The following is a 15,346-nucleotide window of genomic DNA, read 5'->3' on the forward strand; positions in this document are numbered from 1 at the left end:
CTCCATGCGCATCCTGCTGGCAGAAGACGATGAACTCCTGGGCTCTGGCATCCGTGCGGGCTTGGCGCAGCACGGCTTTCAGGTGGACTGGGTGCGCGACGGCGTAGCGGCAGAGCGGGAACTGGCCACCGGCGCCTACCAAGCCGCAGTGCTCGACCTGGGCTTGCCCCGCCAGGACGGCATGGAGGTGCTGCGCCAAACGCGGGCACGCCGCAACACCACGCCCGTGCTGGTGCTTACCGCCCGCGACGCCGTGCCCGCCCGCATCGAAGGGCTGGACGCGGGGGCCGACGATTACCTCATCAAACCCATCGACCTGCACGAGCTGGCCGCCCGCCTGCGCGCCCTGGTGCGCCGCGCCCATGGGCAAAGCGACACCTGCCTGGCTGCGGGCGATGTGGTGCTGGACCCTGCTGCACACCAGGTGCTGGCCCACGGCCAGCCTGTGGAACTCTCCAATCGCGAATACGACCTGCTGCACGCCCTGATGCTGAACGCGGGCCGCGTGCTCAGCCGCGAACAGCTGGAGCAACGCCTGTACGAATGGGGCAGTGAGATCAACAGCAATGCGGTGGAAGTGCACATCTACCACCTGCGCCGCAAGCTGGGCGCCGGTTTGATCGAAACCGTGCGCGGCGTGGGCTACCGCATTCCACGGGAGCAGGCATGAGCGCCACCATATCAACGCGCACGCCGCGCTCTTTGCAAGCGCGCCTGTTGATGACTGTGCTGGCGCTGGTGGTCGTGGCCTGGGCGGCTGCGGCAGCCCTGGCATGGCAGGAGACCGATGACGAAGTCAGCGACCTGCTGGACGCGCACCTGGCCCAGACCGCCGCCCTGCTGCGCCTGCAGCCGCTGGACGAACTGGACGAAGACCGCCTGAACGAGGCACCCGAGCTGGACAAGCACCAGCCCCGCGTGGTGTTCCAGCTGTGGCATGAGGGGCAGCTGCTGGCCCGATCAGCCAGTGCGCCGCAAGAGCCCCTGACGCAGCGGCGCAAACGGGGCTTTGCCGACAGCACTGTGGACGGCAAGGCCTGGCGCGTGTTTGTGACCCAGGGGCGCGAGAGCGATGTGCGTATTCTGGTGGGCGAGCTGCAATCGGTGCGCGAAGAAATCATCCTGGCCAGCCTCACCAGCATCCTCAAGCCGCTGGCCTGGGCCTTGCCTCTGCTGGCACTGGGCATCTGGTGGGCCGTGCGTGGCTCGGTGCGCCCGCTGGAGCAGCTGAGCCGCGCGGTGGCTACCCGCCAGCCCCAATCGCTGGAGCCGCTACCCACCCAAGGCGTGCCACCCGAGGTGTTGCCGCTGGTGACCGCGTTGAATGATTTGTTTGAACGCACAGCCCGGCTGCTGGCCACTGAACAGCAGTTCACTGCTGATGCCGCCCACGAACTGCGCACCCCCATCGCCGGGATTCGCATGCAAGCCCAAGTGGCACAGGGCGCGGCAGATTCACAGGAACGCGCACGCGCGCTGGAGGCTACCGTGCAAGGCTGCGACCGCGCCACACGCCTGGTGGAACAGCTGCTGCAACTGGCGCGGCTGGATGCAGAGCCAGCCACGGGTAACGCCCAGAGCACGCCGCTGGCAGACGTGATCCGTCCCCTGGTGGCGGAATGCAGCCCGACCGCACAGCGCCGGCAACAGGAAGTGGCAATCACCGAGCCTTTGCCCGCAGCCCTCCATATTCCGCTCCCCGAGCCCTTGGCCCGTGTGCTGTTGCGCAATTTGCTGGACAACGCCGTGCGCTACAGCCCCGATGGCGCGCAGGTGCGGCTGCAGGTGGCCCAGGCCCAGGGCTTTACGGAGTTGACCGTGGAAGACAGCGGCCCCGGCCTGGCACCGGAACAACAGGCAAGGCTGGGCGAGCGGTTCTTCCGCGTGCTGGGCACAGGCCAGACGGGCAGCGGCCTGGGATGGTCCATCGTGCAGCGCATCGCGCGCATTCACCGGCTGCAGATCAGCACCGACACCAGCCCAGAGCTGGGGGGCCTGCGCGTGAAGGTGCGCTGGTAAGGGGGCAGGCCCCTCCCCCACCGAGCCCTCAGACTGGCGTGCGCAAAGCGTGTGTGTCGCGTGCCAACTGGGTGATGCGCGCCCAGTCGCCCTGGCGCATGGCGTCTGCAGGCGTCAACCACGAGCCGCCCACGCAACGCACATTGGGCAAAGCCAGGTAGTTGGGGGCGGTGGCTTGGCTGATGCCGCCCGTGGGGCAGAAGCTCACCTGCCCAAACGGACTGGCCCAGGCCTTGAGCAAGGGGATGCCACCAGCAGCCTCGGCCGGAAACAGCTTGAGGAACGAGAAGCCATCGGCCAGCGCGGCCATGATCTCGCCGGACGTTGCCACGCCCGGCAGCAGCGGCAGGCCAAGCCCCTTGCAGGCATTGCCCACGTCTGAGGTGTAGCCCGGGCTGACGGCAAAACGTGCACCAGCCTCGCTGGCGCGGCGGGCATCATCGGCATTGAGCACGGTGCCCACGCCGACCAAAGCTTCGGGCAAATGGCGCGCGATGGCTTCAATGGCCGGCAGCGCAGCAGCAGTGCGCAGCGTCACCTCCAGCACCTTCACACCACCGGCCAACAGCGCTTCAGCCAAAGGCAGCGCGTCTTCCACGCGGTCGATCACGATGACGGGGATGACAGGGCCGTGGCTGGCGATGTCGAGGGGATTCATAAGTTGGTGCTCCTTGATTTGTTGGGTGTCGGATGCCGCAAGCGGCCTACAAAACTGGCGAGACGCCATACCAGTGCACCCGTGGAGCTGGCTTTGCCAGGCCACTGGGTGCGTTCCCCTCCCGCGCAGCGAGAGAGGGGGAAGGCGCGAAGCGACTCAGGGGGAGCTTCCTGCTACAGCCATGTGCAGGCTCCTTGTTCAGCACCGCCAGCGTGGCGGCGAAAGTTGGTGAAGAGTTCGCGGCCAAAGCCGGTTTGCGCGGGGGCGTTGTAAGGCGCGGGGGTGCGGGCAGCCCAAGTGGCTTCATCGACCAGCACATCCAGCGTGCCTGCCACGGCATCGACCCGCACCATGTCGCCATCGCGCACCTTGGCCAACGGGCCACCGGCCAGTGCCTCGGGCGTAACGTGGATGGCAGCAGGCACCTTGCCCGATGCGCCGCTCATGCGGCCATCGGTGACCAACGCAACTTTGAAGCCCTGGTTTTGCAGCACGGCCAGCGGGGGCGTGAGCTTGTGCAGCTCGGGCATGCCATTGGCCTGCGGGCCCTGAAAGCGCACCACAGCGACCATGTCCTGGTTGACCTCGCCCGCACTGAAGGCGGCGAGCAAGGCCTCTTGCGAATCAAAGACGCGGGCCGGGGCCTCGATGATGTGGCGGTCTTCAGGCACGGCAGACACCTTGATCACCGCACGGCCCAGGCGGCCTTGCAGCAGGCGCAGGCCGCCCGTGGGGGAGAAGGGGTTGGACACGGGGCGCAGCACGCTTTCGTCGCCCGACTGGGCCGGTGCATCTTGCCCGCCTGCGGCAATGCCGCCCGCATTCACGCTCATCACATCGGCGTGCATGAAGCCACCGGCCAGCAGCTCGCGCAAGATCCACGCGGGGCCGCCTGCGGCCTGGAACTGGTTCACATCGGCATCGCCATTGGGGTACACGCGAGCCAGCAACGGCACGGCGGACGAGAGTTCATCAAAGTCCGACCAGTCGATCAGAATGCCCGCGCTGCGCGCAATCGCCACCCAGTGGATTAGGTGGTTGGTGGAGCCGCCCGTGGCCAGCAGGGCCACCATGGCGTTGACGATGCAGCGCTCGTCCACCAGCTTGCCGATGGGGGTGAAGCGGTTGCCGCGCTTGCCGATGTCGAGCACGGTGCGCAGCGCCTGGCGGGTGAAGGCCTCGCGCGCCTCGGTGCCAGGCGCTTCAAACGCCGCGCCGGGCACATGCAGGCCCATGGCTTCCAGCAGCATCTGGTTGCTGTTGGCCGTGCCGTAAAACGTGCAGGTGCCAGGGCTGTGGTACGCAGCGGACTCGGCCTTGAGCAGCTCGTCGCGCCCCACCAGGCCTTGTGCGTACTGCTCGCGCACCTTGGCCTTGTCTTTGTTCGACAAGCCCGTGCCCATGGGGCCTGCGGGCACAAATACACAGGGCAAGTGGCCATAGTGCAGCGCACCGATCAGCAAGCCCGGCACGATCTTGTCGCACACACCCAGCAGCAGCGCACCGTCAAACACATCGTGGGACAGCGCTACCGCAGTGGCCATGGCAATGGCATCGCGGGAGAACAGCGACAGCTCCATGCCGGGCGTGCCCTGCGTCACACCGTCGCACATCGCGGGCACACCGCCCGCCACTTGCACTGTGGCGCCCAGCTTGGCGGCTTCGTCCCGCAAAACGGCGGGGTAGCTTTGGTACGGCTGGTGGGCCGAGAGCATGTCGTTGTAGGCCGTGACGATACCGATGTTGGGCGCCTTCTCGACGGTGACCTTGAACTTGTCGGAACCTGGCAGCGCCGCATAGGCATGGGCCAGGTTGGCGCAGCCCATGCGGTCTTGGGCGGGCTTGCGAGCGATCATGGCATCGATGCCTGCAAGGTAGGCGCCGCGGGTGTCTGCGCTGCGCTGGACAATGCGCTGGGTCACGCGCGCTACAACTGGGTGCATGGAAGTCTCCATCGGTGGGTGGCAAGGCCCCGTGCAGGGTGACGGGGCCCGTTGTATGAGGCCCTAGAATGTAACTCGATAACCACCCCGATTCAACCCATGCCCCTGCAAACCTTGCCCTTGCCGCCGTCCGAACTGGGCGAATCGCCCTTCTGGCACCCCACGGAAAAATCCCTTTACTGGTGTGACATTCAGGGACAAGCGGTGCATGCGTGGCATCCTCAGAGCGGCAAACACCGGCAGTGGCGCATGCCCAGCGAGCCCGGTTGCTGCGCGCCAGTGGCGGCGGGTCGATTGGTAATCGGGTTACGAAACGGTTTCTATCTTCTGGACACGGCCAAGGACAGCGCCGACCCCACCGCCCTCACCTGCCTGGCCCTGCTACCGCCGGAGCAGCACGACACCGCCGTGCTGCGCCTGAACGATGGCCGCTGCGATACCGCGGGCCGCTTTTGGGCGGGCTCAGTCATCACGCCCCGCACGGCACCCAATGCCGCACTGTGGTGCCTGCAGGCCGATGCCAGCAGCGCCACCGGCTACAGCGTGCGCCACATGGCGGGCGATAACTTCACCGCCAACGGCCTGGCCTTCAGCCCTGACAACTGCACCCTGTATTGGTCGAACACGCCGGAACACCGCATTGACCAGTTTGACTTTGATGTGACCACGGGCGCAATCACCAACCGTCGCCCCTGGGTGCAGTTTGACCGCAAGGTGGACGGCCAGCCTTATGGCGGCCGACCCGATGGCGCGGCAGTGGATGTGGAGGGGAACTACTGGGTCGCGATGTATGAGGGGGCGTGTGTGCTACAGCTCTCACCAGCGGGCAAGGTCCTGCAGCGCATTGCAGTGCCAGTACAGTGCCCGACGATGGTGTGCTTCGGCGGTGACGATTTGCGCACGCTCTACATCACCTCTGCACGCGCCGGACGACCCCAGCAGGAGTGCGAAGCCCTCGTGCCCGCAGGCAGCTTGTTCAGCATCGAAGTGGGCGTGCCAGGGTTACCGGTGAACTTCTTTCGCTGCTGACTGGGCAGCGCGTTGCCTCACCCCGCAGGGGTGCGCAACATTTGCAGCAGCCCGGCGGTTGAACCGTCGAGGCCTGCCAGGTCGCCGCTCTCCCAGCGCGTTTCCAGGTCCTTGGCCAGTACCTTGCCCAGTTCCACCCCCCACTGGTCAAAGCTGTTGATACCCCACAGGCTGCCGCTGACAAACACACGGTGCTCTTGCAGCGCAATCAAGGCACCCAACGTGGTGGGTGTCAGGGCGTCCAGCAGCATCAGCGTGCTGGGGCGGTTGCCCGGAAAGTGCCGGTGCCCGTCGTCGCTGGCCTTGCCCACCATCAGCGCCTGCGTCTGCGCCAGCGCGTTGGCCAGCAGCTTTTGCTGGTGGCCCGGCAGCGGGTGCGATGCCTTGCGCACGGCCACGATCTCCAGCGGAAGCACATCTGCGCCCTGGTGCAGCATCTGAAAGAACGCATGCTGGCCATTGGTGCCGGGCTCGCCCCAGATGGCAGGCGACGTGGCGCAAGTCAGTGTGCTGCCATCCAGCGCCACGCGCTTGCCGTTGCTCTCCATCTCCAACTGCTGCAGGTAGGCCGCGTAGCGGCACATGGATGCGTGGTACGGCGCCACGCAGCGGCTGGTAAAGCCGTAAAAGTTGCGGTACCACACATCCAGCAGCCCCAGGCGCACAGGCAGGTTCTGCGCCAGCGGTGCGGTGCGAAAGTGCTCGTCCATGGCATGGCCACCGGCCAGGAACTCACGGAAGCCTTGCTCGCCAATGGCGATGGCCATCGGCAAACCAATGGCCGACCACAGCGAATAGCGCCCACCCACCCAGTCCCAAAAACCAAAGGTGGTGGTGATGCCCAGTGCGCGCGTGGCTTCGAGGTTGGTGGACAAGGCCACGAAGTGCCCCGCCACATCCTGACCACCCTGCGCAGCAAACCAGGCCAGCGCTGAGCGCGCGTTCATCATGGTCTCGGCCGTGGTGAACGTCTTGGACGCAATGATGAACAAGGTGCTCTCGGCCTTGAGCCCTTGAAGCACATGGTGCAGTTCATGGCCATCGACGTTCGAGACGAAATGGAAACGCTTGGAAGGAATGCGGAACTCTTCCAATGCCCGCACCGCCATGTGGGGGCCAAGATCTGAACCACCAATACCAATGTTCACCACATCGGTGATGGCGGTATCGCTGCGCACCTCTTCAGCAAAGGCCAGCATCGCGTTCAGTGTGCTGTGTACATCGGCCAGGCGCTGAGCTGTTTCGGGCACATCGCCGGGCAGAGCCACATTCGCAGGCCTGCGCAGCAAGGTGTGCAGCACGGCACGGTTCTCTGTGGTGTTGATGGCCTCGCCCGCAAACATGGCGTTGCGGTGCGCTTCCAGGCCCGTGGCGCGGGCCAGATCCAGCAGCAGCGCTTCCGAGTCGCGATCCCACAGATTCTTGGACAGATCAGCGAACACATGGGGGGCCGACTGGCTGAAATGCGCAAAGCGGTCCGCATCCTGCTCAAACGCCCGCCGCATGTCCAGGTGACGGCCCCGGTCTGCATAGTGCGCCTGCAGCAAGGGCCAGGGGGTAGTTTGGTCGCAACGGAGGGGCATGAACATTTGGATGGACAGGGTTCTCAATCGGCTGAAATCGTAACTTGATTACACAAACAACAACGAATACCTGGATTCTTTCTGGTTACAAAACACTGCAAATCTCAATTCAAAGAGGAATTTTCATGTAACGAGATTACAATTTTCACCACAAAACGATCCACACTTCACGGAGACACCATGAGTTTTGACCTCGTCCTGTTCGGCGGCACTGGCGACCTTGCCTGGCGCAAGCTCATGCCCGCATTGTTTCAGGCCTTTCGGCATGGAACGCTGCCCACAGGAGGGCGCATCATTGCCGTGGCGCGGGATGACCTGAGCGACGAACAGTACCGCAGCCTGATCCAGTCACGCTTTGACAGTGTGGACCTGGCCAAACGCCCCAGTGCAGAAGAATTTGCACAGTTTGCAGCGCTGCTGCAGTACCTGCGCATGGATCTTTCCAAGACCGAAGATTACCAGCGCCTGGCCGAGTTGCTGAACGCGCGTGGAGCGGACTCGGTGGTGATGTATGTGGCCACGGCCCCCAGCCTGTTCACCAACGTGTGCGAACAGATCGCCGCCGTGGGCCTCAACGGCCCCACCACCCGCGTGGTGCTGGAAAAACCCCTGGGACATGACCTGCAGTCGAACCAGGCCATCAACGACACGCTGCGCCGCGTGCTCAAGGAAGAACAGGTTTTCCGCATCGATCACTACCTGGGCAAGCCATCCGTCCAGAACCTGTTTGCGCTGCGCTTTGGCAACGCCCTGTTCGAGCCCCTGTGGCGCCGCGAGACGATTGCCAACATCCAGATCACCATCGCCGAAGAACTCGGCGTCGAGTCGCGCGGTGCCTTCTACGACCAGACCGGCGCGCTGCGTGACATGGTGCAGAACCATGCGCTGCAATTGCTGTGCGCCATCGGCATGGAGCCACCCATCAACTCCAGCGCCAACGCGATTCGCGACGAAAAGCTCAAGGTGCTGCAGTCGCTCAAGCCCTGGACGCTGGAGAGCATCGGCCAGCATGTCATCCGCGGCCAGTACGCGGCAGGTACCCACCAGGGCCAGGCCGTGCCCGGATACGCGCAGGAAAAAGGGGTAGCCCCCGACAGCACCACGGAAACCTTTGTTGCACTGCGCACCGAGATCCTGAACTGGCGCTGGGCGGGCGTGCCTTTTTACATTCGCACCGGCAAGCGGCTGGCAGGGCGCGATGCGCACATCGTCATCAACTTCCGCCCTGTGCCCCACCCGATTTTCAAGACGCCCATTGGCGCAGCCAACCGCCTGGTGATCAACCTGCAACCCAAGGACGGCCTGGAGTTGCACCTGATGGCGCAAGGCGCAGCACAGCACCAGACCGAGCCAGCCCTCTCGCAGGTACACCTGAACCTGGACTTTGACCAGCGCTTCGGCGCAGAGCGCGTGGGCGCGTACGAACGCCTGCTGCTGGACGTGATTGCCGGCCGCCTGAATCTGTTCGTGCGCAGCGACGAGCAGGAAGAAGCCTGGCGCTGGGTCGAACCCATCCTGCAGTACTGGAAGAACGATCCTGCAGGCCCCCGCCCCTATGCCGCAGGCAGCTGGGGCCCACGGGCCGCCAGCGCGATGATTGCGCGCGATGGGAATTGCTGGAGCGAAGAGATGTGATTCGGGGCAGAGGCGACGCAAGCATCGCCTCGTCCAATCCACAAGGCCTGCGATTGTCAGCTGCAGCGCACGACTGCAAGCATATTGAACTCAGGCTGAAGTAAACGCCAGCGCATGCTCCGCCAGATGCATCGCGTGGGCCTGCTCATAGTCGCGGCGCTCCAAGGCACCGTAAGCGAAGTGCGGACGCAGCGGGCCGGAATGCTGCAGAAAAGCCTGAACTGCGGCTTCCAGGCGCTGAAGTGCAGAGGCTGGGTCCTGCGCTGGCGCCGGCAGCGGGGCGGCCGATGGAATGGGCTCGTTGATGTCGTGCTGCATGTAGCCGCGCGCACGGAACACAGCAAACGCAGCCGCACCGGCCGTGTGCTGGAACAGAGGTGAATACAGCTGCGGATAGCCCTGCAGCGAATATTCAATGCTCTGCGCACAGTGCTCCAGCGTTTGGGACCACGACCACCGCGCAGCGGCCGACGACGGCTGCACTTGGGAATGCGCCTGCAACTGCCGCATGCCTTCCAGGGCCTGCTCCAGTGAATGCCATGGTGGTGGATGTTGGCCTGCCGTCAAGCGGGACACGCCCCACCCGATGGCAGCGGCGCCGCCCGCTGAAGCCACCAGCACGGATCTCCGCCGCCAGCGGGCTGGGCTGGGGCGTGGGTTGGAGGCAGAGCTGGAGGGTGCAGGCTGGTGAGACATGGGCGCAGTCGCGGTGATGGCAACTGGCGCATTGTGCGCAGCGGTGGGCCCATTCGCCATGCCCGCTAACGGCTGAAGGTCAGCCAGCCGACACGCCCGGCGCAGCAGAGCCCGAGGGCGCGACCAGCTCAATGGGCAAACCATCCGGGTCCGCAAAAAAAGTGAACAGATCGCCCGTGACCGGATCGGTGCGGACAGGCTCCACGGCCACTCCATGCGCTGCGAGCCACGCCACGCTCGCGTCCATGTCGGCCACGCGCAAGGCCAAGTGGCGCAGGCCGCACGCCTCGGGGTAGGAGGGGCGCGATGGTGGCGAAGGAAACGAAAACAGCTCCAGCTGCGTGCCATCGGGCAGCTGCAGGTCGAGCTTGTACGACTGGCGCTCGGCGCGGTACATCTCATGGACCACCGGCAGGCCCAGCACCTGGGTGTAGAAGTGCCGGGAGCGGGCGTAGTCCGACGCAATGATCGCGACGTGGTGCAGGCCCGAGATCTGTAACGGGTGGGGTGAGGAATCTGCCACAGCGTTCATTCGGTGCCCGCAATGTCCAGCGCGCGTGCAGCGCCATGCAATGCGGGGGTGGCCGTGGGGTCGATGATCCAGCACGGAATGCCGGCCAGATACGGCTGAAAGCGCCCCTTGGACTCGAACCGCGCGCGGAACGAGGATTGGTCAAACCAGGTGCCCAGGCGCGGCACGATGCCGCCGCCCAGATACACGCCGCCCCGCGCGCCCAGCGTGAGGGCCAGGTTGCCCGCCACGCTGCCCAGAAAGCCGCAGAACAAGTCAAGCGCCTCCAGCGCCAGGGCGTCGTTCGACTGCAGAGCCAGATCGGTCACCTGGGCGGCAGAGCTGACTTCCTTGCCGCAGCGCTGCGCCAGCCTGCGCAGGGCGTGGTACAGGTCCACCAGCCCGGCACCACACACAGCGCGCTCGGCCGACACATGGCCGTAGCGCTCTTGGAGGATGGCCAGCACATCAAATTCGCGCTGGGTCTGCGCGGCCAGCGTCACATGCCCGCCTTCGCCCGACAGCGGCACGCCGTGGCTGGCACCCGGCGGGAACACCAGGCCTGACACCCCGAGCCCCGTGCCAGGGCCCACCAGTGCAATGGCGCTGCCCGCCACAGCCGCACCGCCGCCCACCTGGCGCAGTTGCGCGGGGGCCAGCGTGGGCAAGGCCAGCGCCAGCGCGGTGAAGTCGTTGATGACCACCAGGCGCTGCAGGCCCAGCGACGCCTTGAGCGCACTTTGCGAGAAACACCAGCTGTGGTTGGTCATGCGCACTTCATCGCCTGTCACCGGGTTGGCAATGCCGAAGGCGGCCTCGCGTGGGGTGGGGATGTTCACCTCGGCCAGATAGGCGGCAATGGCCGCGTCTACCGTGGGGAACTGGGCGCAGGGCAGCACGCGGGTGTCGTGCAAGGGGCCATCAGGCTGGTCTTGCCAGGCCAGGCGAATGTTGGTGCCGCCGATGTCGGCCAGCAGGCGCAGGGGTGTCATGCGGTACTTTAAACAAAAATAGCCTCCAGCGCTTATTCAACAAGCGCCAGTAGCTATTATTTTCATAGCAATTGATCGACTGGTTTGCCACAGCGGAGAACGCACCCGCAGGCGGGCTCCCTCTGTCACGCCAGACGATTTTCGCTGCTGGCGTCAAACCAGTGGGCGTTGGCGGGCTCCACCGCCAGGCCCACGGAGTCGCCGGGCTGCACGCGGGTCTGCGCGTCCGTGCGCAGCGTCACACTGCCTGCAGCAGTATCCACCACCACGTAGGTGTCGGGACCTGTGGGCTCCACCACGCTGACCTTGCCGCGCCAGGGGGCGCTGTCATTCATCACCAAATGCTCGGGTCGCACGCCCAGCAGCACCTCGTTGGCACTGGCGGGGGCTGCCAGGTTCAGCGCCGCACCCTGGATGCCAAACTGCCCGCCTGTGGCCGCGCCGCGCAGCAGGTTCATGGTGGGCGAGCCGATGAAGGTGGCCACGTAGGTGTTGGCCGGGCGGTTGTAGATGTCGTCGGGCGTACCGAGTTGCTGCACCACGCCACCCTTCATCACCGCAATGCGCGAGCCCAGCGTCATCGCCTCGACCTGGTCGTGCGTGACGTACACGCTGGTAATGCCGCTGGCCTGATGCAGGCGCTTGATTTCGGCGCGCATCTCCACGCGCAGCTTGGCGTCCAGGTTGGACAGCGGCTCGTCAAACAAGAAGAGTTGCGGCTGGCGTGCCAGCGCCCGGCCCATGGCCACGCGCTGGCGCTGGCCGCCCGAGAGCTGGCTGGGCCGGCGGTCCAGCAGGTGGCTGATCTGCAGCATGGCGGCCACTTCGTCGATGCGCTTTTGGCGCTCGGCCTTGGGCATCTTGCGCATCTCTAGCGCAAAGCCGATGTTGTCGGCCACGCTCATGGTGGGGTACAGCGCGTAGCTCTGGAACACCATGGCAATGTCGCGGTCGCGCGGGGGCATGCCCACCACGTTCTTGCCGCCAATGCGCACCTCACCTTCGGTCGGGTCGTCCAGGCCCGCAATGATGTTGAGCAAAGTGGATTTGCCGCAGCCCGAGGGGCCCACCAGGATGAGGAACTCGCCCGGCGCAACGTGGATGTCCACGCGGCGCAGAACCTCCACGCTTTTGTCGCCGCTGCCAAAGCGCTTGTTGATGCCTGCAATTTCGAGTGATGACGCCATGATCTTTCCTAACCCTCTTAACCTTTGACGGCGCCAGCGGTGAGCCCGCGCACAAAAAACTTTCCAGCCAGCACATAGATGGCCATGGTGGGCAGGCCCGCGATGATGGCGGCGGCCATGTCCACGTTGTAGGCCTTCACACTGCTGCTGGTGTTGGCCAGGTTGTTCAGGCCCACGGTGATGGGCTTGGACTCGGTGCCCGAGAACACCACGCCGAACAGGAAGTCGTTCCAGATGTTGGTGAACTGCCAGATCAGCGTGACCATGAAGATGGGTGTGGACAGCGGCAGCACGATGCGCCAGAAGATCTGCCAGAAGTTCGCCCCGTCCATGCGCGCCGCATTCACCAGCTCCTTCGGAATGGCGGCGTAGTAGTTACGAAAGAACAGCGTGGTGCCCGCCAGCCCCGCCAGGCAGTGCACCAGCACCAGCCCGGTGATGGAGCTGGACAGCCCCAGCATACCCAGCACCTGGCTCATGGGCAGCAGCACCACCTGGAAGGGCATGAAGACGCCGAACAGCAGCAGGCCAAACAGCACATCGCTGCCGCGAAACTTCCACAGGCTCAGCACGTAGCCGTTGAGCGCCCCCCACAGGGTGGAGATCAGCACAGCTGGCACGGCCATGGTCACGGAATTCCAGAAGAACGGCCGCAGGCCATTGCAGTCCACGCCAGTGCAGGCACTGGACCACGCGGTGGACCAGGCCGACCAGTTCAGCCCGCCGGGCAGGGCCAGCAGCGAGGTGGTGCGGATTTCCTCCGCATCCTTGAACGAGGTGACCAGCATGGCGTACAGCGGCAACAGGAAGAACGCTGCCGCCAGCAGCAGCACGCCATACACCAGCACGCGGCCGACGGAAGGGAAAAGTGAGGGCTTAGCGGTCATGGGGCTTGGAGCGCAATTCGCTGTAGAGATAGGGAACCACCAGTGCCGCCACCGTGGCCAGCATCATGGTGGCGCTGGCCGCGCCCAGGCCGATCTGCCCGCGCGAGAACGACATGGTGTACATGAAGGTGGCGGGCACGTCGGTGGCAAAACCGGGGCCGCCGGCCGTGAGCGCCATCACCAGGTCAAAGCTCTTGATGGCCAGGTGCGACAGCACCATGAGCGTGGAGAAGAACACCGGGCGCAGGGCCGGCAGCACGATGCGCCAGTAAATGCGCGGCAGCGAGGCACCATCGACCTGCGCGGCCTTGATGATGCTGTCGTCAATGCCGCGCAGCCCGGCCAGAAACAGCGCCATGGCAAAGCCTGCGCTTTGCCAGATGCCGGCAATCACCACGCAGTAGATCGCCATGTCGGTGTCTACCAGCCAGCCAAATTCAAAATTGGGAAAGCCCCAGTCGCGCACCATTTTTTCAATGCCCAGGCCGGGGTTCAGCAGCCACTTCCAGGCGGTACCCGTCACCACAAACGACAAGGCCATGGGGTACAGATAAATGGTGCGCAGCGCGCCCTCGGTGCGGATCTTCTGGTCCAACAGCACGGCCAGCAGCACACCGATGGCCAGCGAGCCACCCACGTAGCCCACGCCAAAGATGCCCAGGTTCTTGAGCGCCACCCACCAGCGATCCATGGTCCACAGCTTCTCGTACTGCGCCAGGCCCACCCATTCGTAGTTGGGCAGCATGCGCGAGGCGGAGAAGCTCAACACCCCGTTCCACACCATCAGCCCATAGATAAATGCGAATCCCAGCACAAAGGCTGGCGCCACCACCAGCTTGGGAAGCCAGGTTTCAAAAGAATTCTTCATGGAAGTCTCGGTTGCATCACCAAACGCGGTCCTGTCCAGTCACCACGAGTCATGTTGTGCACATGAAAAAAGGGGGGAGCGCCCAGAGCTCCCCCAAACGAACAAAGTAACTACCTCAGACTCACTCGCTTTTTCACACTCTCACCACCACACCTCGTACTGCACGCCCACCAACGTGCGTGAGGTCTTGCCATTGGCACCAAACGTGGCGGCGTTGGCCACCGCGGCTGCCTGGTTCCAGTTGGCCTTGGTCACATACAGCCGCAGCTCGGGGCGCGACCAGAAGTCTTCGTTCAATGCCAGGGCACCGGCCAGGGTGACCTTGGACAAGCGCTGGTCCGCGCCCGCGCCCTTGCGCGTGGTGGTGGACAGTTCTGCCAGGCCCTTGAAGTGCTTGGTGAAGGCGTAAGAACCGCGCGCACCCAGCGAGAAGTCCTTGGTCTCCACGTTGGTCAAATCGGCCTTGTTGGTCTGATAACCAATCAAGGCCTGCCCGCCGAAGCGGCCCATTTGCCAGCCAATCGAGTCGGCGATGCGGAAGACGCGCTTGCCCGCGCTCTTGCCATCAATCGACTCAAACTGCCCATCAATGCGGGCATGCCCACGGGAACCCTGCAGGAACAGCGCATTGCTCATGCCAGGCATGAGGAAGTCTTTCTGGTTGTGCGAGATAGAAATCCCGGAGCCAGAGCCCCCGTTGACCTGCCCTGTGCCGTTCACAGCCGTCAGCAACACCCGCAGCGTGCCGCCCGGATTCACATTGATCTCGGAGATGTCGGCATTGATGCGGCGAGCCTTCACGTTGGCCGGCTGGTTGTTGTCGAACTTGTCGCCGGTGAACACGCCCAGACCCAACTTGGCGCCGCCCAGGGGGATGTCGGTGACACCGGCGCCCTGGTTTTCTCCATAGTTCATCAGGAAGTTGTCCACGATGTGCACGTCCTGAATGCGCAGGCGACGCTGGCCCGCCCAGAACTTGGCCTCGGGGGCAAAGTCGAAGCCGGTCATTTCGACGTAGGCCTGGTTGGTGCCCACATCGCCACTGCCCCACTTGGCGGGCATGTAGTGGACCTTCCACTTGATGCCACTGGTCTCGAACCGTTTGATCAGGTCGATTTCAATGCCGTTGTCTCCCTCGTTACCCAGGCGGTACTTTTGCAGCTCACCACCCAGGGTCAGGTTGCCCTTGACACCGTCGGTTTGGTTGAACACGGGGCCACCCCGTGAATAACCGGTGAACTCAAAGCCTGCTACATCCATAGCAAAGGCACCATTCGCGCATGCGGCGGCCAAAGCCACCGCCGTGAGGCGGTTTCTTGTCTTCATTGGGTTGCCTCC

Annotated in this window: 14 protein-coding genes; 4 read left to right on the top strand and 10 right to left on the bottom strand. The window is 64.6% G+C overall.

The features are described 5' to 3' along the window. Positions 1 to 4: 4 nt before the first annotated feature. Together PQV96_RS16860 and PQV96_RS16865 are read left to right on the top strand one after the other, a co-directional pair. Complete coding sequence (locus PQV96_RS16860) at positions 5 to 670, top strand: winged helix-turn-helix domain-containing protein (protein WP_066696793.1); 666 nt, start codon at positions 5 to 7, stop codon at positions 668 to 670. Then, entirely contained in the window at positions 667 to 2,019 is a 1,353-nt protein-coding gene (locus tag PQV96_RS16865; RefSeq protein WP_273623662.1) for an ATP-binding protein, read from the top strand. The genes PQV96_RS16860 and PQV96_RS16865 overlap by 4 nt, the downstream gene beginning before the upstream one ends. A 28-nt stretch (positions 2,020 to 2,047) precedes the next feature. Here the strand turns inward: PQV96_RS16865 and eda are convergent, their stop codons facing one another. Together eda and edd are read right to left on the bottom strand one after the other, a co-directional pair. Beyond that, positions 2,048 to 2,677 (bottom strand): bifunctional 4-hydroxy-2-oxoglutarate aldolase/2-dehydro-3-deoxy-phosphogluconate aldolase, encoded by a 630-nt coding sequence (eda, locus tag PQV96_RS16870; RefSeq protein WP_273623663.1) that lies wholly within the window; start codon positions 2,675 to 2,677, stop codon positions 2,048 to 2,050. A gap of 173 nt (positions 2,678 to 2,850) precedes the next feature. Beyond that, positions 2,851 to 4,620: a phosphogluconate dehydratase gene (gene edd, locus PQV96_RS16875; protein ID WP_273623664.1), complete on the bottom strand. Its 1,770-nt coding sequence runs from the start codon at positions 4,618 to 4,620 to the stop codon at positions 2,851 to 2,853. Positions 4,621 to 4,719: 99 nt separating this feature from the next. Here edd and PQV96_RS16880 point away from each other — a divergent pair, with 99 nt between their 5' ends. Then, positions 4,720 to 5,649 (top strand): SMP-30/gluconolactonase/LRE family protein, encoded by a 930-nt coding sequence (locus PQV96_RS16880; protein ID WP_142081987.1) that lies wholly within the window; start codon positions 4,720 to 4,722, stop codon positions 5,647 to 5,649. A 17-nt stretch (positions 5,650 to 5,666) separates the two neighbouring features. Here the strand turns inward: PQV96_RS16880 and pgi are convergent, their stop codons facing one another. Beyond that, a complete protein-coding gene (pgi, locus tag PQV96_RS16885; protein ID WP_273623665.1) occupies positions 5,667 to 7,238 on the bottom strand; it encodes a glucose-6-phosphate isomerase in 1,572 nt (523 codons plus the stop codon). 174 nt (positions 7,239 to 7,412) lie between these two features. Here pgi and zwf point away from each other — a divergent pair, with 174 nt between their 5' ends. After that, the gene (zwf, locus tag PQV96_RS16890) at positions 7,413 to 8,867 is read left to right on the top strand and encodes a glucose-6-phosphate dehydrogenase (RefSeq protein WP_066788521.1); all 1,455 of its coding nucleotides are present in this window, start codon (positions 7,413 to 7,415) and stop codon (positions 8,865 to 8,867) included. Between the two features lie 90 nt (positions 8,868 to 8,957). On the opposite strand, the gene PQV96_RS16895 is transcribed toward zwf, so the two are convergent. The 7 genes from PQV96_RS16895 to PQV96_RS16925 all read right to left on the bottom strand — a co-directional run bounded on the left by PQV96_RS16895 (position 8,958) and on the right by PQV96_RS16925 (position 15,334). Further along, positions 8,958 to 9,563, bottom strand: coding sequence for a DUF1569 domain-containing protein (locus tag PQV96_RS16895; protein WP_273623666.1), 606 nt, complete (start codon positions 9,561 to 9,563; stop codon positions 8,958 to 8,960). A 79-nt stretch (positions 9,564 to 9,642) separates the two neighbouring features. Then, a complete protein-coding gene (gloA2, locus tag PQV96_RS16900; RefSeq protein WP_273623667.1) occupies positions 9,643 to 10,095 on the bottom strand; it encodes an SMU1112c/YaeR family gloxylase I-like metalloprotein in 453 nt (150 codons plus the stop codon). Further along, the gene (locus tag PQV96_RS16905; protein ID WP_207374794.1) at positions 10,092 to 11,066 is read right to left on the bottom strand and encodes a glucokinase; all 975 of its coding nucleotides are present in this window, start codon (positions 11,064 to 11,066) and stop codon (positions 10,092 to 10,094) included. Before PQV96_RS16905 ends, gloA2 begins: the two co-directional genes overlap by 4 nt. A gap of 125 nt (positions 11,067 to 11,191) precedes the next feature. After that, positions 11,192 to 12,253 carry an ABC transporter ATP-binding protein gene (locus PQV96_RS16910; RefSeq protein ID WP_207374795.1) on the bottom strand — a complete coding sequence of 354 codons (1,062 nt, stop codon included), beginning with the start codon at positions 12,251 to 12,253 and terminating at the stop codon, positions 11,192 to 11,194. A gap of 17 nt (positions 12,254 to 12,270) precedes the next feature. Then, positions 12,271 to 13,140 carry a carbohydrate ABC transporter permease gene (locus PQV96_RS16915; RefSeq protein WP_044400368.1) on the bottom strand — a complete coding sequence of 290 codons (870 nt, stop codon included), beginning with the start codon at positions 13,138 to 13,140 and terminating at the stop codon, positions 12,271 to 12,273. Beyond that, entirely contained in the window at positions 13,130 to 14,008 is an 879-nt protein-coding gene (locus tag PQV96_RS16920; RefSeq protein WP_066696759.1) for a carbohydrate ABC transporter permease, read from the bottom strand. Before PQV96_RS16920 ends, PQV96_RS16915 begins: the two co-directional genes overlap by 11 nt. A 141-nt stretch (positions 14,009 to 14,149) precedes the next feature. Then, complete coding sequence (locus tag PQV96_RS16925) at positions 14,150 to 15,334, bottom strand: carbohydrate porin (RefSeq protein ID WP_207374796.1); 1,185 nt, start codon at positions 15,332 to 15,334, stop codon at positions 14,150 to 14,152. Between the last annotated feature and the right edge of the window lie 12 nt (positions 15,335 to 15,346).

It is taken from the genome of Acidovorax temperans, from assembly GCF_028596105.1.
GTDB lineage: Bacteria > Pseudomonadota > Gammaproteobacteria > Burkholderiales > Burkholderiaceae_C > Acidovorax > Acidovorax temperans.